At 64.7% G+C, this 23,362-nt stretch carries 22 protein-coding genes and 1 other RNA gene; 11 read left to right on the top strand and 12 right to left on the bottom strand.

Features of this window, described 5'->3' with window-relative positions; translation table 11 throughout:
- Positions 1-58 precede the first annotated feature (58 nt).
- Complete coding sequence (locus tag HU760_RS01890) at positions 59-1,426, top strand: CYTH domain-containing protein (protein WP_186672006.1); 1,368 nt, start codon at positions 59-61, stop codon at positions 1,424-1,426.
- 102 nt (positions 1,427-1,528) lie between these two features.
- Here the strand turns inward: HU760_RS01890 and HU760_RS01885 are convergent, their stop codons facing one another.
- Entirely contained in the window at positions 1,529-1,999 is a 471-nt protein-coding gene (locus HU760_RS01885; protein ID WP_186672004.1) for an Lrp/AsnC family transcriptional regulator, read from the bottom strand.
- Positions 2,000-2,125: 126 nt separating this feature from the next.
- On the opposite strand from HU760_RS01885, the gene HU760_RS01880 reads away from it, so the two are divergent.
- The 3 genes from HU760_RS01880 to HU760_RS01870 all read left to right on the top strand — a co-directional run bounded on the left by HU760_RS01880 (position 2,126) and on the right by HU760_RS01870 (position 4,715).
- On the top strand, positions 2,126-2,431 hold the full coding sequence (locus HU760_RS01880) for an ACT-like domain-containing protein (RefSeq protein WP_186672002.1): 306 nt from the start codon (positions 2,126-2,128) through the stop codon (positions 2,429-2,431).
- 193 nt (positions 2,432-2,624) lie between these two features.
- The gene (locus HU760_RS01875) at positions 2,625-4,310 is read left to right on the top strand and encodes a GspE/PulE family protein (protein WP_186672000.1); all 1,686 of its coding nucleotides are present in this window, start codon (positions 2,625-2,627) and stop codon (positions 4,308-4,310) included.
- 90 nt (positions 4,311-4,400) lie between these two features.
- Positions 4,401-4,715 carry a DUF2388 domain-containing protein gene (locus HU760_RS01870; RefSeq protein WP_186671998.1) on the top strand — a complete coding sequence of 105 codons (315 nt, stop codon included), beginning with the start codon at positions 4,401-4,403 and terminating at the stop codon, positions 4,713-4,715.
- Between the two features lie 56 nt (positions 4,716-4,771).
- Here the strand turns inward: HU760_RS01870 and gcvP are convergent, their stop codons facing one another.
- The 10 genes from gcvP to HU760_RS01820 form a co-directional block, all read right to left on the bottom strand.
- A complete protein-coding gene (gcvP, locus tag HU760_RS01865; protein WP_186671997.1) occupies positions 4,772-7,645 on the bottom strand; it encodes an aminomethyl-transferring glycine dehydrogenase in 2,874 nt (957 codons plus the stop codon).
- A gap of 196 nt (positions 7,646-7,841) precedes the next feature.
- On the bottom strand, positions 7,842-8,225 hold the full coding sequence (gene gcvH / locus HU760_RS01860) for a glycine cleavage system protein GcvH (RefSeq protein ID WP_186671995.1): 384 nt from the start codon (positions 8,223-8,225) through the stop codon (positions 7,842-7,844).
- A 51-nt stretch (positions 8,226-8,276) separates the two neighbouring features.
- The gene (gene gcvT, locus HU760_RS01855; RefSeq protein ID WP_186671993.1) at positions 8,277-9,359 is read right to left on the bottom strand and encodes a glycine cleavage system aminomethyltransferase GcvT; all 1,083 of its coding nucleotides are present in this window, start codon (positions 9,357-9,359) and stop codon (positions 8,277-8,279) included.
- A 125-nt stretch (positions 9,360-9,484) separates the two neighbouring features.
- A complete protein-coding gene (locus HU760_RS01850) occupies positions 9,485-11,107 on the bottom strand; it encodes an ABC transporter permease (protein ID WP_186671992.1) in 1,623 nt (540 codons plus the stop codon).
- A 142-nt stretch (positions 11,108-11,249) separates the two neighbouring features.
- A complete protein-coding gene (locus HU760_RS01845) occupies positions 11,250-12,251 on the bottom strand; it encodes an extracellular solute-binding protein (protein WP_186671990.1) in 1,002 nt (333 codons plus the stop codon).
- Positions 12,252-12,369: 118 nt separating this feature from the next.
- On the bottom strand, positions 12,370-13,587 hold the full coding sequence (locus tag HU760_RS01840; RefSeq protein WP_186671988.1) for a 2-octaprenyl-3-methyl-6-methoxy-1,4-benzoquinol hydroxylase: 1,218 nt from the start codon (positions 13,585-13,587) through the stop codon (positions 12,370-12,372).
- 9 nt (positions 13,588-13,596) lie between these two features.
- Positions 13,597-14,082, bottom strand: a complete 486-nt coding sequence (locus HU760_RS01835; protein ID WP_186671986.1) for a DUF4442 domain-containing protein — start codon at positions 14,080-14,082, stop codon at positions 13,597-13,599.
- The gene (gene ubiH, locus HU760_RS01830) at positions 14,079-15,278 is read right to left on the bottom strand and encodes a 2-octaprenyl-6-methoxyphenyl hydroxylase (RefSeq protein WP_186671985.1); all 1,200 of its coding nucleotides are present in this window, start codon (positions 15,276-15,278) and stop codon (positions 14,079-14,081) included. Before ubiH ends, HU760_RS01835 begins: the two co-directional genes overlap by 4 nt.
- Complete coding sequence (gene pepP, locus HU760_RS01825; RefSeq protein ID WP_186671983.1) at positions 15,275-16,609, bottom strand: Xaa-Pro aminopeptidase; 1,335 nt, start codon at positions 16,607-16,609, stop codon at positions 15,275-15,277. The genes ubiH and pepP overlap by 4 nt, the downstream gene beginning before the upstream one ends.
- Before the next feature lie 20 nt (positions 16,610-16,629).
- Positions 16,630-17,184, bottom strand: a complete 555-nt coding sequence (locus HU760_RS01820; RefSeq protein WP_186671981.1) for a YecA/YgfB family protein — start codon at positions 17,182-17,184, stop codon at positions 16,630-16,632.
- A 185-nt stretch (positions 17,185-17,369) separates the two neighbouring features.
- On the opposite strand from HU760_RS01820, the gene HU760_RS01815 reads away from it, so the two are divergent.
- From HU760_RS01815 to HU760_RS01800, 4 genes are all read left to right on the top strand, one after another.
- A complete protein-coding gene (locus tag HU760_RS01815; RefSeq protein ID WP_170034340.1) occupies positions 17,370-17,552 on the top strand; it encodes a TIGR02449 family protein in 183 nt (60 codons plus the stop codon).
- The gene (locus HU760_RS01810; RefSeq protein WP_186671979.1) at positions 17,549-17,869 is read left to right on the top strand and encodes a cell division protein ZapA; all 321 of its coding nucleotides are present in this window, start codon (positions 17,549-17,551) and stop codon (positions 17,867-17,869) included. The genes HU760_RS01815 and HU760_RS01810 overlap by 4 nt, the downstream gene beginning before the upstream one ends.
- Before the next feature lie 17 nt (positions 17,870-17,886).
- A non-coding RNA gene (ssrS, locus tag HU760_RS01805) (6S RNA) lies at positions 17,887-18,066 on the top strand.
- An 82-nt stretch (positions 18,067-18,148) separates the two neighbouring features.
- A complete protein-coding gene (locus HU760_RS01800; RefSeq protein WP_186671977.1) occupies positions 18,149-18,757 on the top strand; it encodes a 5-formyltetrahydrofolate cyclo-ligase in 609 nt (202 codons plus the stop codon).
- Positions 18,758-18,775: 18 nt separating this feature from the next.
- On the opposite strand, the gene HU760_RS01795 is transcribed toward HU760_RS01800, so the two are convergent.
- Positions 18,776-18,928 (bottom strand): hypothetical protein, encoded by a 153-nt coding sequence (locus HU760_RS01795; protein WP_186671975.1) that lies wholly within the window; start codon positions 18,926-18,928, stop codon positions 18,776-18,778.
- Positions 18,929-19,106: 178 nt separating this feature from the next.
- Here HU760_RS01795 and HU760_RS01790 point away from each other — a divergent pair, with 178 nt between their 5' ends.
- The 3 genes from HU760_RS01790 to rbbA all read left to right on the top strand — a co-directional run bounded on the left by HU760_RS01790 (position 19,107) and on the right by rbbA (position 23,361).
- Positions 19,107-19,556, top strand: a complete 450-nt coding sequence (locus HU760_RS01790; protein WP_186671973.1) for an EVE domain-containing protein — start codon at positions 19,107-19,109, stop codon at positions 19,554-19,556.
- A 128-nt stretch (positions 19,557-19,684) separates the two neighbouring features.
- Positions 19,685-20,644, top strand: a complete 960-nt coding sequence (locus HU760_RS01785) for an HlyD family secretion protein (RefSeq protein WP_186671971.1) — start codon at positions 19,685-19,687, stop codon at positions 20,642-20,644.
- Positions 20,641-23,361: a ribosome-associated ATPase/putative transporter RbbA gene (gene rbbA / locus HU760_RS01780; RefSeq protein WP_186671969.1), complete on the top strand. Its 2,721-nt coding sequence runs from the start codon at positions 20,641-20,643 to the stop codon at positions 23,359-23,361. The genes HU760_RS01785 and rbbA overlap by 4 nt, the downstream gene beginning before the upstream one ends.
- Position 23,362 lies beyond the last annotated feature (1 nt).

The following is a 23,362-nucleotide window of genomic DNA, read 5'->3' as shown; positions in this document are numbered from 1 at the left end:
CGTTGGTGGCCGACTGCTGTAGACTCTCCGCCAACCACGCCCCTCCTTCGAGCCTGTGATGCACAAAGAAACCGAACTCAAGCTCCGCGCCAGCCGCGAGACCCTTGCCGCCCTGCGCGAGCACCCTCTGCTGAAAAAGCGCAACAAGTCCGGCTGGCAGACCCGCGAACTGCTCAACCAGTACTTCGACACCCCCGAGCGCGAACTTTCCGCCGCCCGTGTCGCCCTGCGCCTGCGCCGCGACGGCGAGGCCATCATCCAGACCCTCAAGTGCCGCGGCCAGAGCGTCGCAGGCCTGTCCGAGCGCAATGAGTACGAATGGCCGCTGGACAAGGTCAAGCTCGACCTGAAAAAGCTCGACGCCACCTGCTGGCCTGAGCAACTGGCCAAGCTCGACAAGAAAACCATCAGACCGCTGTTCACCACCGACTTCAGCCGTGAATACGCCGAAATCGCCTGGGGCCGGGGCAAGAGCAAGGTGGTGATCGAGGCAGCGCTGGATCAAGGCTTCGTGATCGCCGGCAAGCGCAAGGAAGAGATCTGCGAGCTGGAACTGGAGCTGCGCGAAGGTGAGCCGCAGGCCCTGCTGGAACTGGCTGCCGAGCTGGCCGCCAGCCTGCCGCTGATGCCCTGCGACATCAGCAAGGCTGAGCGTGGCTACCGCCTGCTGGAGCCGGACAGTTACGAGCTGGGTCTGCCACACGCCGAGCTGGAGGCCGAAACCGCCGTGGACGATGCCTACGCGGCACTGGCCTGGCAACTGCTTGGCAGCAGCCAGCGCCTGGCCGAGCAGTACCGCCACAACGGTCACTGGCGCCTGCTGCAGGACTGGGTCGAGTGCCTGAGCGAGCTGCGTGCCCTCACCGCCAGCCTGGGCCAGGCCGCCCCACGCGCCACCACCCGCAACCTGCGCAGCAGCCTCGACGCGCTGCTGGAAGACTGGCGCCCGCTGGTGCAGGCTGGCAACGATGACGAAGACATCCGTCGCGCAGCACCCGAACAGTTCGCCGAAGAGCTGGAGGACGTGCGCTGGGGCCAGTTCTCGCTGGAAACCTCGCGCTGGCTGCTGGCCCGTGCTTGGGCCGTGGAGCGTAAAGGCCGTGGCGAACGCCAGGGCAAGGCACAACTGGCCAGCTGGCTGGCGCACCTGCTGGGCGAAGAGGGGCGTGCGTTGAAGCTGCCGCTGTACACCCAGCGCCCGGAAGACCTGGCCGAGCAGTTGCCGCGTATCGAGCAGTTGCTGGCCTGGCTGCACCATGCCCGCCAGGTGCTGGAGGCACCACAGATGGACCGCCTGTACGGCGACCTGAAGAAGCTGCACGAGCTGGCCGAGCAGCCGATCAGCGATGAGGTGCTGGAAGCGCGTGTCGAGCAGGCCCGGGTTGTCGATCAGAGCCGTGGCTGGAAGTACTTGCTCAAGGCTTGATAGCGCGTCGCCCTGTTCGCGGGTGAACCCGCTCCCCGAGGAATCGCGCTGATTCCTGGTCCAATGATGACTCTGTGGGAGCGGGCGAGCCCGCGAACCGCTTCACCGCGACAATGGCAAGCTGGTGGTGGACTTGATCTCCGACAGTGCCACGATCGAGTTCACTTCCTGAATACCCGGCACGTTCGACAGTTTTTCAAAGAAGAACCGCTCATAAGCCTCGATATCCGACGTGACGATCCGCAGCAGAAAGTCCACCGACCCCATCAGCACATAACACTCCAGCACTTCCGGAAACCCGCGGATCGCCTCGGTGAACTCGGTGAAGTTGGAGCGACCATGAGCATTCAGTTTCACTTCGGCGAAGATCTGTGTGTTCAGGCCGACCTTCTTGCGGTCCAGCAGCGTCACCTGCCCACGGATCACCCCCTCCTCCTTCAAACGCTGGATGCGTCGCCAGCACGGCGATTGCGACAGCCCCACCCGTTCGGCGATCTGCGCGCTGGATAGCGAAGCGTCTTCCTGCAGCAGTTCGAGGATACGGCGGTCATAGGCGTCCAGCTCGTTGTGCATTAATAATTCTCCATAACCGCAGAAAACGAATAGTTCTATTCATCAACCAAGCAAAACGCCTAAATCATAGCGAAAAAATACCCACGCCAACGTGCAAGAATTTCTCCCACATCTGCGGAGACCAGCATGAACGCACAACCCCGTACCGACGCCTGGGCCGCCACCAACGCCCATAGCACCGTGCACTACCGCCTGCAGGCCGAAGCCGAACCTGACAGCCTGTGCCGGGTCCTCAACCTGTTTGCCCTGCAATTCCTGACACCGCACAGCGTGCAGGTCAGCCAGCAGGATGACTGGCTGGATATCGAGGTCGGGATCGGCGGCCTGAGCTGGCACCGGGCCGAGGTGATCGCGCAGAAGCTGCGCAACCTGGTGTGTGTGGGCGAGGTGAGCCTGACCAATCTGCAGCGGGTGGAACTGGCGATCGTGTAAGCATTTACCGTCGGCAAGCCAGCTCCCACTGTTACAGCGCAATGTTCGAGCCTGTGGCGATCCTGCAGGAACTGGCTTGCCGTCGATGGGGCCACTACAGGCACAGCAAAATCCCGAAACCTTTCGCTCCGGATAACCTCCTGCCGCCCGGCTAGCCTTGATCAGCACTTCCTCATCAGGCACGGACGCCCCCATGCACACTCCCGACAACCCGGCACTCGACCTCAGGCGCGTGCTCCAGGCTCTGATCGCCGACCAGCATCTGCACGCCAACGACACCCTGCAAGTACTCGAGCACGCCACCACCCAACCCAGCACCCACCCACTGGAACAGATCGCCGCCTGCGCCCTGGAGGATCGCCAGCACCCCGGCCAGTCTCTCGACCTGGACTGCCTTTGCCGATGGCTGGCCCGCAGGGTCGGCCAGCCTTATCTGCCCATCGACCCGATGCAACTCGACCTGGCGCAAATCAGCGGCCTGATCTCCCCTGCCTTCGCCCAGCGCCATGGCATCCTGATCATCGCCGCCGACGACACCGGTGTCACAGTCGCCAGCGCCCAACCGTACCAGGACGACTGGCACGCAGACCTGGCCCGTAGCCTGGGCCGACCGATCCGTCGCGTGTTGGCCAGCCCGTTGCAGATACGTCAGGCGGGGCAGTCATTCCACCGGCTGGCTCAGTCGGTAAAGGGCGCGCAAAACCAGCAGTCGGCCAGCCTCGGTGAACTCGAACAGCTGCTGGAACTGGGCACGCGGCAGGCCGAGGCCAGCGCCGACGACGCCCACATCGTGCATATCGTCGACTGGCTGCTGCAGTACGCCATCGAACAGCGCGCCAGCGATATCCACCTGGAGCCCCGCCGCGAACAAGGCCAGCTGCGCTACCGCATCGACGGCCTGCTGCACTGCGTGTATGCGTTCCCCGCCGGGGTCACCTTGGCGCTGGTCAGCCGCCTGAAACATCTGGCACGCATGGACGTCGCGGAAAAACGCCGGCCGCAGGATGGCCGCCTGCAAAGCTGCCTGCCTGGCGGCGCCGAGGTAGAGTTGCGGCTGTCGACCCTGCCGACCCCGTTCGGCGAGAAACTGGTGCTGCGCCTGTTCGACCCGCAACAATTGCAGGAGGGCTTCGATCGCCTCGGCCTGGAAGGGCCGCAACTGGCGCAATGGCAAGGCCTGCTGCAGCAACGCCAGGGCATCATCCTGGTCACCGGCCCAACCGGTTCCGGCAAGACCAGCACGCTGTACGCCAGCCTCAAGCTGCTGGCCACGCCGCAAGTCAATCTGTGCACCATCGAGGATCCCATCGAGCGCCTGGAGCCGGCATTCAATCAGTTGCAGGTACAGCCCGCCCTGGACCTGGGCTTTGCCAATGGGGTACGGGCCCTGCTGCGCCAGGACCCAGATATCATCATGATCGGCGAAATTCGCGACCGCGAAACTGCCCTGGTGGCGGTACAGGCGGCGCTGACCGGCCATCTGGTGCTGTCCACCCTGCATACCAACGACGCCTGCAGTGCAATCACCCGCCTGCAGGAGTTGGGCGTGGCCGACTACCTGATCAAGGCGACGCTGGTCGGCGTCATGGCTCAGCGCCTGGTGCGTACGCTGTGCGCAGATTGCCGCAGCGCAGTGACAGTGCCCGCCGCCCAGCCGTGCCGTACCTGCCGGGGCACCGGGTTCCACGGCCGCACCGGCTTGTTCGAACTGTTGGTGCTCAGCGACAGCCTGCGTGCACAAATAGGCCCAGGCAGCGATCTGGCCAGTTTGCGGCGCCAGGCAAAGGCCGATGGCCTGCTCGACCTGCGGACTTGTGGGGAGGCCAAGGTGGCCTGCGGGCAAACCCGACAGGAGGAAGTGCTACGGGTCTGTTCGTAGGTAAAAACGCTTTGTATTCAAGGAACTTACCTCTTTGCCGCAAATCCAACCGCGCATCTTCAACCCTCACCCCTTTCGAGGTGTTTCAACATGCGTCTCAAAACCGCCATCGCCGCCGCTGCCTTGCTTTCGCTGCCTATTGGCTCGGCCATGGCCGATACCTTCTGGCGTAACGTGATGACCACTGGTGCTACCACGGCATCGAGCTACCTGACCTCGGGGGACCACAAGCTGGTGATGGCGGCGCAGGATGATGCCGGCAGCTTCGTGGCCAGCGAAGGCGCGATTCGCGGGCCGTTCCTGGAAGCGGCAATTCGTCAGGCCCGCGCAGAAAACCCGGGCCTGCAGGCCACCGACATGGAACTGGCCAATGCCATTCTGGCCAAGAACGCGGTAGCCGAGTAACCGCATCGCCTGCTTCGCGGGCATGCCCGCGAAGAATCCAACAGCAATCTGCAGCCCTACCGATAAGCCTCCACCGGCACGCACGCACAGAACAGGTTCCGGTCTCCATACACGTTGTCGACCCGGTTCACCGCCGGCCAGTACTTGTGCTGGCGTACATGAGCAGAGGGCGCCACCGCCTGCTCCAGGCTGTAGGGCCTGTCCCATACCCCCAGCACGTCAGCCAGCGTATGCGGTGCATGCTTGAGCGGGTTGTTCTCCGCCGGCCAGTTACCCTCCTGCACATCGCCGATTTCCGCGCGAATCGCCAGCATGGCCTCGACGAACCGGTCCAGCTCGGCCTTCGACTCACTCTCGGTCGGCTCGACCATCAGCGTGCCCGGCACCGGGAAGGACATGGTCGGCGCATGGAAGCCATAGTCCATCAGGCGCTTGGCCACATCCTCTTCACTGATACCGGTCAGCGCCTTCAGGGGGCGCAGATCGAGGATGCATTCATGCGCCACCCGCTGGTTGCGCCCGCGGTAGAGCACGGGGAAGGCGCCGCTCAACTGGCTGGCCAGGTAGTTGGCCGAGAGGATCGCCACTTCGCTGGCATCAGCCAGCTGCGGGCCCATCATGGCGATATACATCCAGCTGATCGGCAAGATGCTCGCACTACCCCAGGGCGCGGCACTGACTGCACTGTTGTTCGGGTCCAGGCCGGGTACCGGCACCACCGGGTGGCTGGCAACGAACGGCTTGAGGTGCTCGCGGATGCCGATCGGGCCCATGCCGGGGCCGCCACCGCCGTGGGGTATGCAGAACGTCTTGTGCAGGTTCATGTGGGAAACGTCGGCGCCAATATCCGCCGGGCGCGCCAGGCCCACCTGGGCATTGAGGTTGGCACCATCCATGTACACCTGGCCGCCGTACTGGTGGACCACTTCGCAGATTTCGCGAATGCCCTCTTCGTATACGCCGTGGGTCGACGGGTAGGTGATCATCAGGCACGACAGACGGTCTGCGGCTGCGTGCGCCTTGGCCTTGAGATCGGCCAGGTCGACGTTGCCGTCGTCATCGCAATCGACGATCACCACCTCCATGCCGGCCATTTGCGCCGAGGCCGGGTTGGTGCCGTGGGCCGACGACGGGATCAGACACAGCGTGCGTTGCGGCTGGTGCCGGCTGCGGTGGTAACGGGTAATGGCCATCAAGCCAGCGTATTCACCCTGCGCACCGGAGTTGGGCTGCATGCAGATGGCATCGAAGCCGGTAATGGCGCATAACCAGCTTTCCAGCTCATCGATCATCGCCTTGTAGCCGGCGGCCTGGGCGGCCGGGGCAAACGGGTGCAACTGGGCAAAGCCGGGCCAGGTGATCGGGATCATCTCGCTGGTGGCGTTGAGCTTCATGGTGCACGAGCCCAGCGGGATCATCGACTGGTTCAGCGCCAGGTCCTTGTTCTCCAGTTGCTTGAGATAGCGCAGCATCTCGGTCTCACTGTGGTGCAGGTTGAACACCAGGTGAGTGAGGAACGGCGTGCGCCGCACCAGGCTGGCGGGAATACCTTCGGGCAGGGCGAGCTGGTCGAGTGCGGCAATCTCCAGACCGTGGTCCACGCCCAGGAAGATGTCGAACAGGCGCAGCACCGTCTGCTCCGAACAGGTCTCGTCAAGGCTCACGCCAAGACGCCCGCGACCAAGGATACGCAAGTTGATCTGAGCGGCTTCGGCGCTTTCGATGATGGCCGCCTGGGCGCCACCAACATCCACGGTCAGCGTGTCGAAGAAATGCTGGTTCAGCCGCCGGATACCCTTGGCTTCGAGGCCCGCGGCCAGGATGAAGGTCAACCGATGCACACGCTGGGCGATGCGTTGCAGGCCTTCGGGGCCATGGTAGACCGCGTAGAAGCCGGCAATATTGGCCAGCAGCACCTGCGCCGTGCAGATGTTGGAGTTGGCCTTTTCGCGGCGAATATGCTGCTCGCGGGTTTGCAGGGCCATGCGCAGGGCGGTGTTGCCACGGGCATCGCGCGATACGCCGATGATGCGCCCCGGCATGGCCCGCTTGTAGTCGTCGCGACAGGCGAAATAGGCCGCGTGGGGGCCGCCATACCCCATCGGTACGCCAAAGCGTTGGGTCGATCCCAATACCACGTCCGCCCCCTGCTCCCCTGGCGGCGCCAGCACCACCAGGCTGAGCAGGTCCGCCGCCACACAGGCCAGTGCATGCTGGCTGTGCAACTGGTCGATCAGCGGGCGCAGGTCGCGGACCTCGCCGTGGGTGTCAGGGTACTGCAGCAAGGCACCGAACACCGCGTGCTTGCCGAGGTTATCCACAGAGTCGACGATCAGCTCGAAGCCAAACCCCTCGGCGCGGGTCTTGAGTACCGACAGGGTTTGCGGGTGACAGTGCTCATCGGCGAAGAAGGCATTGCTCTTGTTGCGCGCCACCCGCTTGGCCAGGGCCATTGCCTCGGCGGCGGCGGTGGCTTCGTCAAGCAGCGAGGCATTGGCCAGGGCCAGCCCGGTGAGGTCGATGACCATCTGCTGGAAGTTCAGTAGCGCCTCCAGCCGGCCTTGGGCAATCTCGGGCTGATAGGGCGTGTAGGCGGTGTACCAGCCCGGGTTCTCCAGCACGTTGCGCAGGATGACCGTGGGCGTGATGGTGCCGTGGTAGCCCATGCCGATCAGGCTGGTCCAGACCTGGTTCTGCTCGGCGTAACCGGCGAGCTTGGCCAGGGCGGCCTGTTCGTCCAGTGCCGGCGGCAGGTCGAGGGGGCGATTGAGGCGGATGTCTGGCGGTACGGTCTGCTCGATCAGCTCACTGCGGCTGGCGACACCCAGCGCGTTGAGCATGGCCTGCTGCTCTGCGGCATCGGGGCCCAGATGGCGACGCAGGAAGGGGTTGGGCTCTTGCAGTTGATGCAGGGATGGCGACTGGGACATGACGAGGCTCTCTTCCTAGGCCAGCTCTCATGGAGACTTACAAGTCTAGGAAGGGATTGCCGATTGTGCGGGGAAACTTATTTGCAGGCCCGGCCTCTTCGCGGCCAAGACCGCTCCTACGGGGGCTGCACCGGTCTCGAATCCGGCGCTGTACCTTCGTAGGAGCGGCTTTAGCCGCGAAGCAGGCAGCGCGGTCTCACTCGCCGATCAGGGCCTTGTAGCCAGCCGCATCCAGCAGCTTGTCCAGCTCGGCCGGGTTGCTTGGCTTCAGCTTGAAAATCCACGACGCGTAAGGTTCATCGTTGAGCAGCTCGGGACTGTCGGCCAGCTCGTCGTTGACCGCGATCACTTCGCCAGCCACCGGGGCGTAGATGTCCGAAGCGGCCTTGACCGACTCGACCACACCGGCCGCATCGCCAGCGGCGAATACCTTGCCGACTTCGGCCAACTCGACGAACACCACGTCACCCAGGGCTTGCTGGGCGTGGTCGCTGATACCCACGGTCACGGTGCCGTCGGCTTCCAGGCGGGCCCACTCATGGCTTTCGGCAAAACGCAGGTCGCTAGGGATATCGCTCATGTCTTGAATTCCTCGATTGGCTCAGCGGTACGCCCGCCGGTTATAAATGGTTCAGATCAGGATCTTGCCGTGGCGCACGAAGGTCGGTTTGACCACCCGCACCGGGTACCACTTACCGCGAATTTCCACTTCGGCCCGGTCGCCGGTGGCCATGGGTACGCGTGCAAGGGCAATGGACTTGCTCAGCGTAGGCGAGAAACTACCACTGGTGATCTCCCCTTCGCCAATCCCCGCCACCCGGACCACCTGGTGGGCACGCAGTACACCGCGCTCTTCCAGCACCAGGCCGACCAGTTTTTCCTGCACGCCGTGCTCGATTTCTGCCAGCAGGCCGGCGCGGCCGATGAAGTTGCGCTCGGCTGGCTCCCAGGCGATGCTCCAGCCCAGATTGGAAGTGAGCGGTGTGTGTGCTTCGTCGATATCCTGGCCGTACAGATTCATGCCGGCTTCCAGGCGCAGGGTGTCGCGAGCGCCTAGGCCGCTTGGGGCAATACCGGCGCCGACCAGGTCGTTGAAGAACGCCACGGCCTGCTCGCCAGGAAGCATGATCTCCAGACCGTCTTCACCGGTATAGCCGGTGCGGGCAATGAACCAGTCGCCTTCGGCAATGCCCTCGAATGGGCGCAGTTCGCGAATCAGCGCGGCGCGCGCGGGGCTGAGCAGGGCGGCGACCTTTTCGCGTGCATGCGGGCCCTGGATGGCGAGGATGGCCAGATCGGGACGGGCCCGGAAGTCCACGGCAAAACCGGCACGCTGTTCGGCCAGCCAATCGAGTACCTTGGCCCGGGTGGCAGCGTTGGTGACCAGGCGGTAGCCGGTTTCGCTGCGGTAGACGATCAGGTCATCGATGACCTTGCCCTGTTCCTGCAGCAGCGGGCTATACAATGCCTTGCCGATATCGTCGAGGCGGGCCACGTCGTTGGCCAGCAGGCGCTGCAACCAGGCAGTGGCATCGCTGCCGTCGACATCGATCACGGTCATGTGGGAAACATCGAACACCCCGCAATCGCTGCGCACCTGGTGGTGCTCCTCGACTTGCGAGCCATAGTGCAGGGGCATGTCCCAGCCACCGAAATCGACCGTCTTGGCGCCCAGCGCCAGGTGCAGGTCATACAAAAGCGTGCGCTGTCCCATGGGTTTCTCCTTCCGGGCGTGGCGAAGCGGCGGCGGTCGATGACGTTGGGTCGTCAGCTCTTCTTGTACAGGACCCGCCGCGCGAGTGCCGCGCATTGTAGCCGCAAGGGCGCGGGCTGACACCCTTAGAGACTGTGACCGGGTCGACGGGCCGAACGGCGGATCAGGCCGATGACCGGCAGCAGCCCCACCAGCACCAGGCTCAGAGCCGGGAGCGATGCACGCGCCCACTCACCCTCGCTGGTCATCTCGAACACCCGCACGGCCAGGGTGTCCCAGCCGAACGGGCGCATCAGCAAGGTGGCCGGCATTTCCTTGAGTACGTCAACGAACACCAGCAAGGCGGCGCTGAGGGCACCCGGTACCAGCAGCGGCAGATACACCTTGAAAAACAATCCCATGCCACCGACACCCAGGCTGCGCGATGCCTCGGGAAGTGACGGGCGGATACGCTCCAGGCTGCTTTCCAACGGCCCGTAAGCCACTGCGATGAAGCGCACCAGGTAGGCCAGCAGCAACGCAGCAAGGCTGCCCAGCAACACTGGCTTGCCAGCCCCACCCAACCAACTGGACAGCGGAATGACCAGCTGGTTATCAAGGTAGCTGAAGGCCAGCATGATCGATACTGCCAGCACCGAACCGGGCAAGGCATAGCCCAGGTTGGCCAGGCCGACCCCGGCGCGGATAGCCCCGCTCGGTGCCTGCCGCCGTGCAAAGGCCAGCAGCAGCGCCACACTCACCGTGATCAGCGCCGCCATACCGCCCAGGTACAGGGTGTGCATTATCAGGCCGACATAGCGCTCGTCCAGGTCAAGCCGGCCGCGCTGCCAGAACCACGTCAGCAGTTGCACCAGCGGGATGACAAAGGCGCAGGCGAATACCAGCAAGCACCAGCCACTGGCCAGCCACGCCTTGACCCCGCGCAGGTGGTACAGCGCCTGCCCGCGCGGTCGCTCGTTGCCGCTACGGCTGGCGCCGCGTGCCCGGCGTTCGCCGTACAACACCAGCATCACCGCAAGCAACAGCAGGCTGGCCAGCTGGGCTGCGCTGGACAGGCTGAAGAAGCCGTACCAGGTCTTGTAGATGGCGGTGGTGAAGGTGTCGAAGTTGAACACCGCCACGGCGCCAAAGTCAGCCAGGGTTTCCATCAGCGCCAGGGCAATCCCGGCGCCGATAGCCGGCCGCGCCATGGGCAGCGCCACGCGCCAGAATGCTTGCAGGGGGGACAGCCCAAGCACCCGCGCCGCTTCCATCAGGCCCTTGCCCTGGGCCAGGAAGGCGGTGCGCGCCAGCAAATAGACATAAGGGTAGAACACCAGTACCAGCACGATGATCACCCCACCGGTCGAACGCACCCGCGGCAGGCGCATGGGCCCGAACAGCTCGCGCAGGGCACTTTGTACCGGGCCGGCGAAGTCCAGCAGGCCAACGAAGACGAACGCCAGCACGTAGGCAGGGATGGCGAACGGCAGCATCAACGCCCAGTCCAGCCAGCGCCGGCCGGGGAATTCGCAGAGGCTGGTCAGCCAGGCCAGGCTGACGCCCAGCAGGGTGACACCGGTGCCCACACCTGCCACCAGCGTCAGGGTATTGCCCAAAAGGCGGCTCATCTGGGTGTCGAGCAGGTGCGACCAGATCTGCAGATCGATCGACTGCCACGACAGCAGCAGCACGCTCAGGGGCAGGAGCACCAGAGCGGCGACCAGGGTGACCGGGAGGTACCAGCGGCGTTGGGGGGAGTGGGGCAAGTTGAATGTCTCTGTGGCTGATTTGCGACCGCTATGCGGTCGTTCGCGGGCATGCCCGCTCCCACAGAGATCGAGTAATCCTGTGGGAGCGGGCATGCCCGCGAAGAGGCCCTGAAAGGCCCCGGAAGGATAAGCCTGGCGCTTAGTTCCAGCCAGCCCGGTCCATCAAGCGAATCGCTTCAGCCTGACGCTTGCCGGCGATTTCCACCGGAATGCTGTCAGCCTTGAAGCTGCCCCACGCCGCCACTTCGTCCGATGGCTTGACCTTCGGGTTGGCCGGGAACTCCTGGTTGATGTCGGCGAACAGCTTCTGCGCCTCTTCACCGGTCATCCATTCAACCAGCTTCTTCGCCGCCTCCGGGTGTGGTGCATGCCTGGTCAGGCCAATGCCGGACAGGTTTACATGCACGCCACGGTCACCCTGGTTGGGCCAGAAGATCTTCACCGGCAGCTTCGGGTTCTGCTTGTGCAGCCGACCGTAGTAATAGGTGTTGACCACGCCCACGTCGCATTGGCCGGCCTCGATGGCCTGGATCACCGCGTTGTCATCGGAGAACACGTCGGTGGACAGGTTGTTGACCCAGCCTTTGACGATCTGTTCGGTCTTCGCCTCACCGTGGGTCTCGATCAGGGTGGCAGTCAGCGACTGGTTGTATACCTTCTTCGCCGTGCGCAGGCACAGGCGGCCTTCCCACTGCTTGTCGGCCAGGGCTTCGTAAGTGCTCAACTCCTGCGGCTTGACCCGCTCGGTGGAGTAGATGATGGTGCGCGCGCGCAGGCTCAGGCCGGTCCAGTCGTGCGACGAAGCGCGGTACTGCGGCGGGATGTTGCGGTCGATGATGTCGGACTGGATCGGCTGTAGGATGCCCATCTGCTCGGCCTGCCACAGGTTGCCAGCATCGACGGTCAGCAGCAGGTCGGCCACGCCGTTGTCCCCCTCGGCCTTGATGCGTTGCATCAGCGGGGCTTCCTTGTCGGTGATGAACTTGATCTTCACCCCGGTTTTGGCGGTATAGGCATCGAACACAGGCTTGATCAGCTCGTCGATGCGCGAGGAGTATACCACCACTTCTTCCGCCGCCTGGGCAGTGCCACCGAACAGGGTCAGGGCCAGGGCGGCCAGTAGGGGCTTGCGTGGCAACATGGAAAGCGCTCCTCGGAGGATATGAGAGGCGCAAATGGTAGTGAATCCCATTTTCCGGCTCATCCACCTAGCCGTTACTGGATGTTGCAGAGGGGCTGCTGCGCAGCCCCCGACAATCTCAAGCCTTGGCCAGATCCGGCAGGTCACCGCTCAAACCCAGCGCCTGGCGCACAAACAGCGCCTTGGCCTCCGGCATCTGCTGCACCAGCTTCAACCCACTGTTACGCAACCAGCGCAACGGCAACGGGTTGGCCTGGAACAACCGCTCGAACCCTTCCATCGCCGCCATCAGCGCCAGGTTATGCGGCATGCGCCGGCGCTCGTAACGGCTCAGCACTTTCACATCCGCCAGCCGCTCGCCACGCTCGCAGGCATTGGCCAGCACCTCGGCCAGCACTGCCGCATCGAGGAAGCCCAGGTTGACACCCTGCCCAGCCAACGGGTGGATGGTATGCGCTGCATCGCCGATCAAGGCCAGGCCCTCATCCACATAGCGCTTGGCGTGGCGCTGGCGCAACGGCACGCACACCCGCGGGTCGGCCTGCAGCACATCCCCCAGGCGCCCCTCGAAAGCCTGCTGCAGTGCCTTCACGAAGGCCGCTTCATCCAGTGCCATCAACTGCTCGGCATGCTCCGGCGTGGTCGACCAGACGATCGAGCACCAGTCTTGCCCGCCGTTGCGGGTCAACGGCAGGAAGGCCAACGGCCCCTCATCGGTGAAACGCTGCCAGGCCGTGGCCTGGTGCCCGGCGCTGCAGCGCACGCTGGTGACGATGGCATGGTGCAGATAATCCCACTCGCGGGTTTCGCAGCCAGCCAGGCGGCGCACCGCCGAGTTGGCACCGTCGGCCGCGATCACCAGCGGCGCGCGCAGCCGGCGGCCATCAGCCAGGGTCAGCAGCCATTCATCGCCCGAGCGGCGCAGCTGTTCGAGCCGCGCGTTGGGCAGCAGACCGATGTCGCTGTCATGCAGGCGCTCCAGCAGGCCATCCTGCACCACCCGGTTCTCGACGATATGGCCAAGCACCTGGGCATGCACGCTGGCGGCCGAGAAATGGATCTGGCCGGTGCCGCTGCCATCCCACACATGCATGTCCGAGTACGGTGTGGCCCGCCGCCGGGCAATGCCATCCCAGGCGCCCAGGCGCTCGAGGATGCGCTGGCTGGCTGCCGACAGCGCGCTGACACGCGGCTCGAACGGGGCCTGGGCATCGAACGGCTTGACCGCCAACGGGCCGCCGTCGAGCAAGAGGATTTGCAAGCCACTGTGGCGTAACGCCAGGGCCAGGGCGCTGCCGACCATACCAGCACCGACAATCAACAGATCTGCGCGCATTTCCATGCCTTACGCCAGCCTCGCTTGCGGCTTGAGCCGCACATATAGGGTTTTATCGACCCGCGCCACCAGCTCGCCGGCGCCGTCGCGAATATCGACCTGCAGTCGCGGCAGGCACTTCTTGCCAGTGGCGGTCTGCTGGCGAATCTCGTCCAGCAACTCATCATCGACGTGGAGTTCGGCATACACCGGGCCTTTGCCCGGTGAAATGAAATCGATGCTGGCGGCCTTGTCCCAGACGATGTAGTCACGCCCCAGTTGCTCGATCAGCAACAGCATGTAGAACGGGTCGACCATCCCGTACAGGCTGCCGCCGCACTGGGTACCGACGTAGTTGCGGTTCCAGCGGGTCAGCTTCATCGCTACCTTGACGCTGCGCAGGTCTGCGCTGATGTGCTGCACGCGGATACCAGCGCCGAGATGCGGCGGGAACAGGTTCAGGCGCCAACGCAACAGGCGCGCCCGGCGCGCCAGCCGGCGTGCATCAGCGGTCATGCCTGCCCCCGCGAATCGGGGCGGGTGCCCAGGCCCATGGCCTGGCGGGCAAACCAGCTTTTCGCCGGCGGCAGCAGGTCGAGCCCAAGCAGCCCGAGGTTGCGCCCGGCGGCCAGCAACGGCTGGCTGCTGCCGAACAAGCGGGTAACCTGATCGGAAAAACCGATGGTCAGGGCCTGGTCCAGGCGCTGGCGCTGTTGGTAAGCCTGCAGGGTGCTCAGGTCGCCAGGCCGCTGAGGGCCGGCCAGCAGTGCTTCGGCCAGCGCCTGCACGTCACGCAGTGACAGGTTGAAACCCTGCCCGGCAATGGGGTGCAGGCTGTGCGCGGCGTTGCCCAGCACCACCAGGTGCGGCCGCACCTGCTCCTCGGCCTCGATCAACGACAACGGGTAGAGGTGCCGCACGCCGACCTGGCGCAGCGCGCCCAGGCGGTAGCCGAACACCGCCTGCAACTCGCGCAGGAAGTGGCGCTCGTCGATATCGGCCAGGCGCCGCGCATCCATGCCCTGGCGGGTCCAGACCAGCGCGCAGCGGTTTTCCGGCAGCGGCAGCAAGGCCATGGGGCCGTCTTCGGTGAAACGCTCGAAGGCTTGGCCACCGTGGGCCTCGCCCGGGGTGACGTTGGCGATCAACGCGCTTTGTTGGTAAGGCGTGTGACGCACATGGATGCCCAGCTGTTCGCGCAGGCCGGAGCGGCCGCCGTCGGCAAGCACCGCCAGGTCACATTCGAGCTGAGTGTCGTCGTTCAGCATCAGCCGGTAGCCACCTTCGATTGCCTGCATCGAGGTCACTTCCGCCGGGCAGCGCCAGCTCACCACTTCGCTGTCCAGCCCTTGCCACAGGCATTGGCCCAACCAGGCGTTCTCCACCACGTAGCCCAGCGCCGGCACGCCTTCTTCCTGGGCATCCAGGCGGGTAGCGCCGAAGCGGCCACGGTCGGAAACGTGAATCTGCCGGATCGGCTCGGCGCGGCACTCGATCGCCTGCCACAAGCCCAACTGCTGGTAGATCTGCCGGGTGCCGAACGACAGCGCCGATGACCGCGCATCATAGCTGGGCTGGAAGCTGTCGCCCGGGGCGAACGGCTCGATCAGCAGGATTTTCCAGCCACGCGCCTTGGCCCCGGCCTGCAGGGCCAGGGCCAGGCTTGCACCGACCAGGCCGCCACCGATGATCGCCAGATTCACCCGGCTCATGCGACGTCCCTGCGCGCAGCCTGCATCAGCGCCTCGATCTCGGCGACCGTGCGCGGCACGCCCGAAGTCAGGATTTCACAGCCTTGCCTGGTCACCACCACGTCATCCTCGATTCTTACACCGATGCCGCGCCACTTCTTTGCCACCGCCTGATTGTCGGCGCCGATGTAGATGCCCGGCTCGACGGTCAGCGCCATGCCGGGTTCAAGCACCCGCCATTCGCCGCCAACCTTGTACTCGCCTACGTCATGCACATCCATGCCCAGCCAGTGCCCGGCGCGGTGCATGTAGAAGGCGCGATAGGCCTCACTGTCGATCAAGGCCTGCACTTCGCCCTGCAGCAGGCCCAGTTCCACCAGGCCCTCGGTAATCACCCGCACGGTCGCCTCATGCGCGTGGTTCCAGTGCTTGCCCGGGGCGATCTCGGCAAACGCCGCGGCCTGGGCCTTGAGCACCAACTCGTAGATGGCCTTCTGTTCGGGCGAAAAACGCCCGCTGACCGGAAAGGTACGGGTGATGTCGCTGGCGTAGCAGTCGATCTCGCAGCCGGCATCGATCAGCACCAGGTCGCCATCCTTGAGCGGCGCGTCGTTCTGCTGGTAATGCAGGATGCAGGCATTGCGCCCGGCCGCGACGATCGAGCCGTAGGCCGGCATCTTCGCCCCGCCCTTGCGGAACTCGTAGTCCAGTTCGGCTTCCAGGCTGTATTCATGCAGCCCGGCCCGACAAGCCTGCATGGCCCGCACGTGGGCCCGTGCCGAGATGTCTGCGGCGGCGCGCATCACCTTCACTTCCGCCGCTGATTTATACAGGCGCATGTCGTGCAGCAGATGATCCAGCGCAACGAACTCGTTCGGCGGCTGGGCGCCCAGGCGTGCCTTGGAGCGGATCACGTTGATCCAGTCCATCAGCCGGCGGTCGAATTCGGGGTTGCTGCCCATGGCGCTGTAGACCCGCTCACGGCCTTCGATAAGGCCCGGCAGGATCTCGTCGATGTCGGTGATGGGGAAGGCATCGTCGGCGCCGAAGTCGCGCATCGCGCCCTCCTGGCCGGCGCGCAGGCCGTCCCACAGCTCGCGCTCGGGGTTGCGTTCGCGGCAGAACAGCACGTATTCGCCATGCTCGCGCCCCGGGATCAGCGCGATCACCGCCTCCGGCTCGGGGAAGCCGCTGAGGTACTGGAAGTCGCTGTCCTGGCGGTACACATGCTCGACGTCGCGGTTACGAATGGCAACCGCAGCGGCGGGCAGGATGGCGATGCTGTTGGGGACCATCTGCGCCATCAGCGCCTTGCGCCGACGGGCATATTCGGCTTTGGGAATGTGGCTCATGGGCAGACTACCCCGGTTGATCAGTGCAGCGATGGCTTGGGCGCGGGGGCGGCCGGCTTGGCCAGCTCGGAGAACAGCAGCAGTGGCGCCACACGCAGGTATTCCATGACCTCCATGTAGTCGCTCTCGCCGTCCTCGGACTCTTCGAGGGCTTCCTGGACCTGGGAAATGGCCACCAGGTCCTGCAGTACTTCCTTGGCCTCGTCGGACAGGTCCTTGCCACCGGCATTCAGACCGAAACCGGTAATGAAACCCTGGCACCACTGGCCAAGCGCGGTGGCACGGTCGCCCAGGGCAGCGTCGTCGGAAGGCAGCAGCAGGACGATCGCCATGTCGTCGCTGGTCAGCTCACCCTTGACCATTTCCTGCAGGCCGACCAGGGCGTTGCGCACAGTGTCGCCAGGTTCGGTTTCCAGCAACTGGGCGGCATCGGCCAGCCAGCCTTCGGCGTCGAAGCCGGCACCGGCGCAACTGCGGCCGATCAGCAGGCCGTGCAGTTCGGCCGGGGTGACAGGATGGCCATTGCTGGACAGCAGCATGGCGAAGGCGATGTAGGGCGATTGGGTATTGGGCATGGGCAGCTAGGCGCCAGACGGCGCAATGACTAGAATGGAGACCTTGTATCCTAGCACCGGCAGGCGCGCCAAGACCATCGGCACTGGCCGTCGCCGCCCGGCGAGAGGCATCATCATCGCCACGGTGACTCAACGACGGAGCGAATCGAGTGCAACCCACGCAAGAGAACGACCTGCAGGCACTGATGAGCCGATTCGAGTTGCTGATCCAACGCGTCGAGCAACTAAAACGGCAAAATGCACTCCTAGTAGCTCAGGAAAAATCCTGGCGCGAAGAGCGCGCCCACCTCATCGAAAAGAACGAGATCGCCAGGCGCAAGGTCGAGTCGATGATTTTACGCCTCAAGGCTCTGGAGCAAGACTCATGAGTTCAAGCAATAGCGTCACCGTGCAGATCCTCGACAAGGAATATTCGATCATCTGCCCGCCGGAGGAGCGCAACAACCTGGTCAGCGCGGCGCGCTACCTGGACGGCAAGATGCGCGAGATCCGCAGCAGCGGCAAGGTGATCGGCGCCGACCGCATCGCGGTCATGGCTGCGTTGAACATCACCCACGAAATGCTGCACCGCCGGGAAGACCGCAATGATGCACCGGCCAGCAGTACCACCCGCGAACAGGTGCGCGACCTGCTGGAGCGGGTCGATCAGGCGCTGTCCGACGATGCGGATACCAAAATCGGCTGAGGTTGGTATACTGGCGCCACTCCCTGGGGGATGCGCCAGTCGGTTATGTCCCTGAGCCGATACGCACAACCACGGGGGTTGCACGCTGGGGCCGGTGTGCATGTCCGCCCGACGGAAAGCCTTAACGCCCCCTGCAATCTCCACCTTGAACTTTCGGGTTCAAGGGCTACACCGATAGCGGTCTTATCGGGGAGCCTGAATTCTCTTTGCCCGCCTCTACCGGCGGGCAATTCGTTTTGGTCGGCCATGTCGACCAACACACTTGGGACCGCTCGTGCCATGACCGACACCGCGCCGCTCACCCGCCCGCAGCTTCGTCGCCTGCTGCGCAATGCCCGCCGCGCCCTCACCCCGGCCCAGCAACGCCAGGCCGCTGTCGGCCTGTACCGCCAGCTGGCGCAACACCCGCTGTTCCGCCGGGCCCGGCACATTGCCCTGTACCTGCCCAATGACGGCGAAATCGACCCTGCCCTGCTGCTGCGCGAGGCCCAGCGCCGTGGCAAGCGTGTCTACTTGCCGGTACTCCACGCCTGGCCACGCACGCGGATGGTATTCCAGCGCTTCGAACCGGGTGAAAAACTCAAGCCCAACCGCTTCCGCATTCCCGAGCCAGTCACCGAGCGCAAGCGCCAGCGCCCGATCTGGTCGCTGGACCTGATCCTGCTACCGCTGGTCGGTTTCGACGAAGTGGGCGGGCGCCTGGGCATGGGCGGCGGTTTTTATGATCGCAGCCTGGCCTACCAGGCGCGTCGCCAGACCTGGAAAAAGCCATTGCTGTTAGGGCTGGCGCATGAATGCCAGAAGGTCGAGCGGCTGGCGCAGGCCAGTTGGGATGTACCGCTGCAGGGCACGGTCTCGGACCGCGGCTGGTACCTGGCGCCACGTTGAAGGGCACCAGCGAGGGTATCAACGTTGTGGCTGGCTGGCGTCGACCGGCATCTGGTAGGCGCTGTCCAGCTTGCGCTCCCAGAACCCTTGCGCATAACCGGTAGTGACCACACCCAGGCCGAAAATGAACACCAACACCCACAGCAAGTCTGGCTTGTTGCGTTGATTCATCGAAGATTGCCCCCCCGGCAAACTGTCCAGCGCTCGGCGATTTTCTGGGTACCGCCGGAGCATCGTGCTTTTATCGGGGCGCATTTTCCGACAACCTGCGTCTACACGCAAACCTTGACGTCAACCGGCTGTCGGTTTCGTGCAACAGGTTATTTCAAACCTTTTCAGGAGCACCTGCATGGCCTACTGGCTGATGAAATCCGAGCCCGACGAGCTCTCCATCGAAGCCCTCGGCCGCCTCGGCGAAGCGCGCTGGGACGGCGTGCGCAACTACCAGGCACGTAACTTCCTGCGGGCCATGAGTGTTGGCGACGAATTTTTCTTCTACCACTCCAGCTGCCCGCAACCAGGCATCGCCGGCATTGCCAGAATCACCCGCGCAGCCTACCCGGACCCGACCGCGCTGGACCCGCAAAGCCCTTATCACGATGCCAAGGCCACGCCGGAGAAAAACCCCTGGAGCGCGGTGGATGTGGCCCATGTACAGACGCTGCCACGGGTACTGGAACTGGGCTGGCTTAAACAGCAGGCCGGCCTGGCCGAACTGCCGCTGGTGCAGAAGGGCAGCCGCCTGTCGGTGATGCCGGTGACTCCGGAGCAATGGGCAGTGATTGTCGCTTTGCGTTGAAACTGCGGCTAAGGTCATGAACCAGATGGCGCCGCCCTGCGGCCCAGTCATGGGTTTGACCAATATCAACACACCACGCATGGCCGCAGGCCATGATGCAGTGTGCATGACCGCAAGGATGCAGAACGATGAACCGATACGCCCCCAGAATCTTCGCCACCGCGCTGCTTGCCCTGCTTGCGGCAGCCGCTGGGCTGGGGTACTGGAAGTCGCTGCACGATCAGTTGCCTGAAGGCCTGAGCATGGGCAACGGCCGCCTCGAAGCCACCGAAGTCCAAATCGCCAGCAAAATCCCCGGTCGCCTGGCCGAAGTGCTGGTCGATGAAGGTGACAAGGTAACCCGCGGGCAATTGCTTGCACGTATCGACACGCGCACCCTGGAAGCCCAACGCAGCCAGGCCGAAGCCGAAGTGCTGCGTGCCCGCGAAAACTACGCCGCCGCCCAGGCCAGCGTGCAGTTGCGCCAGAGCGAACTGCTGCTGGCCAGCCAGGAACTCAAGCGTGTGCGCGAGATTTTCCAGCGCAAATACGCCAGCCAGCAGCTGCTCGACCAGCAGCAGGCCCGCTTCGACACGGCAAACGCAGCCGTGGTCGCCGCCCGCGCCCAGCTGGCGGCCATCAAGGCTGCCATCGGTGCTGCCGAAGCCCAGGTCGCGCAGCTCACCAGCGAAATCGACGACAGCAGCCTGCGTGCGCCCATCGACGGCATCATTCAACTGCGCCTGGCCGAACCCGGTGAAGTGCTGGGGGCCGGCGGCCGCGTACTGATGCTGATCGACCCCAGCGACCAGTACATGAACCTGTACCTGCCGGCCTCTACCAGCGGCCGCCTGACGGTCGGCGATCAGGCGCGCATCGTGCTCGACGCCCTGCCCGAGCGGGCGCTGCCGGCGAAGGTGGCCTTTGTCGCCGCCAAGGCCCAGTTCACCCCCAAGCAGGTTGAAACCCGCGACGAGCGGCAGAAGCTGGTGTTCCGGGTCAAACTGCGCCTGAGTGACCCGGGCGCCGTGCCGCAGGCCAAACCGGGCATGCCAGGCGCCGGCTATGTACGCACGGCTGAAGTGGACTGGCCGGCCAACCTGCAATGAACGCCCCGGCACTGCTGGCCGAAGGAATCAGCCACTGCTATGGCGACCTGGCGGCACTGCACTCCCTCGGCTTCAGCCTGCCGGCTGGCACCCGCTGCGCGCTGATCGGCCCCGACGGGGCTGGCAAGTCGACCCTGCTGGGCCTGATCGCCGGGGTCAAGCGCCTGCAACAGGGCGAACTGCAGGTACTGGGTGGTTCGATCCGTCAGCGGCGCCACCGCGCGGCGCTGTACCCCAAAGTGGCATTCATGCCGCAAGGGTTGGGCAACAACCTTTATCCGGAACTGTCGATCAGCGAGAACATCCGCTTTTTCGCCACCCTGTTCGGCCTCGGCCGCCGCGAATGCGAGCAGCGCATGGCCAACCTGCTGCAGGCCACCGACCTGCAGCGCTTCGCCGAGCGTCCGGCAGGCAAGCTGTCAGGCGGCATGAAACAGAAACTGGGCCTGTGTTGCGCATTGATCCACGAGCCTGACCTGCTGATCCTCGATGAGCCGACCACCGGCGTCGACCCGCTGTCGCGGCGGCGCTTCTGGGAGCTAGTCGAACAGGTTCGCGCGCAGCGCCCGCAACTGACCCTGCTGGTGGCCACCGCGTACATGGAAGAAGCCGAACAGTTCGAGCATTGCCTGATGCTCGACGGCGGCCGCCTGCTGGCCGCCGGGCCTAGCCAGGAACTGGCTGCGGCCACCCCCAGCGGCAAGCTGGACGACGCCTTCACCCATTACCAGGGCGCGGGCAAGGCGCAACACCCGCCGCTGAGCATCCCGCCACGCCCGACGTCTGACGGCCCGGTGGCGATCGAAGCCCACGACCTGACCCTGCGCTTTGGCGACTTCACGGCGGTGAACAAGGTCAGTTTCGCCATTGGCCGCGGGGAAATTTTCGGCTTCCTCGGCTCCAACGGCTGCGGCAAGACCACTACCATGAAAGTGCTCACCGGCCTGATGCCGGCCAGCGAGGGCAGCGCCAGCCTGCTCGGCCGCCCGGTGGATGCCAGCGACCTGGCCACGCGCAAGCGGGCCGGCTTCATGTCGCAGAGTTTCTCGCTGTATGGTGAGCTCAGCACACGGCAGAACCTGACCCTGCATGCACGCCTGTTCGACCTGCCCAAGGCAGAGAGCGCCCAGCGCATCGATGAGCTGATCGAGCGTTTCGACCTCGGCGCCATCGCCGACCAACCGTCTGGCGCCCTGCCCCTCGGCCTGCGCCAGCGTCTGTCGCTGGCGGTCGCGGTATTGCACCGCCCGGAAGTGCTGATCCTCGACGAACCCACCTCTGGTGTCGACCCGGCAGCCCGCGACGACTTCTGGCGCCTGCTGGTGGAACTGTCGCGTGAGCAAGGCGTGACCATTTTCCTGTCCACCCACTTCATGAACGAAGCTCAACGCTGCGACCGCATCTCGCTGATGCATGCCGGTCGGGTACTGGCCTGCGACACGCCGGATGCCCTCCAGCGCCAGTACCAGGGCGATACCCTGGAAAACGCGTTCGTACGCTGCCTGGAACAGGCCCAGGAGCTAGCCCCCCAGGCTACCGAGAATACGGTGCTGGAGCAGGCCGCCACGCCTGCACCGGCGCTACGCCAGGGCTTCAGCCTGCGGCGCCTGCTGGCGGTGGCCAGCCGTGAGGGCAAGGAGCTGCTGCGCGACAAGGTGCGCCTGGCCTTCGCCTTGTTGGGCGCGATGTTCATGATGGTGATCTTCGGTTATGGCATTTCGCTGGATGTGGAAAACCTCGCCTTCGCCGTACACGATCAGGATCAGAGCCCGCAAAGCCGCGCCTACCTCGAAGCCTTTCGTGGTTCGCGCTATTTCGCCGAGCAACCGCCCATCCGCGATTCCCGCGACATGCACCAGCGCCTGCAGCGCTCGGAAATAAAGCTGGCGCTGGAAATTCCGCCCGGTTTTGGCCGCGACCTGTATGCCGGCCGCCAACCGGTGGTGGCCGCCTGGCTCGACGGCGGCATGCCGTTCCGTGCCGAAACCAGCCGCAATTACGTGGAGGCCGTGCACCAGGCCAACCTCGAACAACTGGCGAAGGCCAGCAAACAGCCCCAGCCACGCCAGGAGCTGGTGCGCCTGGAAACACGTTTCCGCTACAACCAGGACGTGGTCAGCGTGAACGCCATCGGCCCAGGTGTGATGGCACTGATCCTGGCCTTCATCCCGGCCATGCTTACCGCGCTGGGTATCGTCCGCGAGAAAGAGCTTGGCGCCATCACCAACTTTTACGCCACACCGCTCACCCGCCTGGAGTTCCTGCTCGGCAAGCAGATGCCCTACCTGGCGGTAAGCCTGGTAAACCTGGTACTGCTGGTGGCGATGAACCGCTGGCTGTTCGCCGTACCGCTCAAGGGCAGCGTGCTGGCCCTGGCCTGTGGCGGCGTGGCCTACCTGCTGGCGACCACCAGCCTGGGCCTGCTGATCTCGGCTTTTACCCGCACCCAGATCGCCGCCATCCTCGGCACCATGATCATCACCAGCCTGCCGACCATCCAGTTTTCCGGCCTGATCGTGCCACGCTCGTCGCTGGACGGCGCGGCGGCGGTGATGGGTCAGTTGTTCCCGGCGGGCTACTTTCTCGATATTGCGGTGGGCACCTTCACCAAGGCGCTGGGCCTGCGCGAACTGTGGCCGCAGTGCCTGATCCTGCTGGGCTTCTTCACCGTATTCACCGGCCTCAGCCTGGCCATGCTGAAGAAGCAGGAGGCCTGAC

The sequence above is a fragment of the Pseudomonas oryzicola genome, assembly GCF_014269185.2.
GTDB classification, from domain to species: domain Bacteria; phylum Pseudomonadota; class Gammaproteobacteria; order Pseudomonadales; family Pseudomonadaceae; genus Aquipseudomonas; species Aquipseudomonas oryzicola.
Note: the sequence above shows the minus strand (reverse complement) of the source record. Positions and strands in the feature narration are given on the sequence as shown.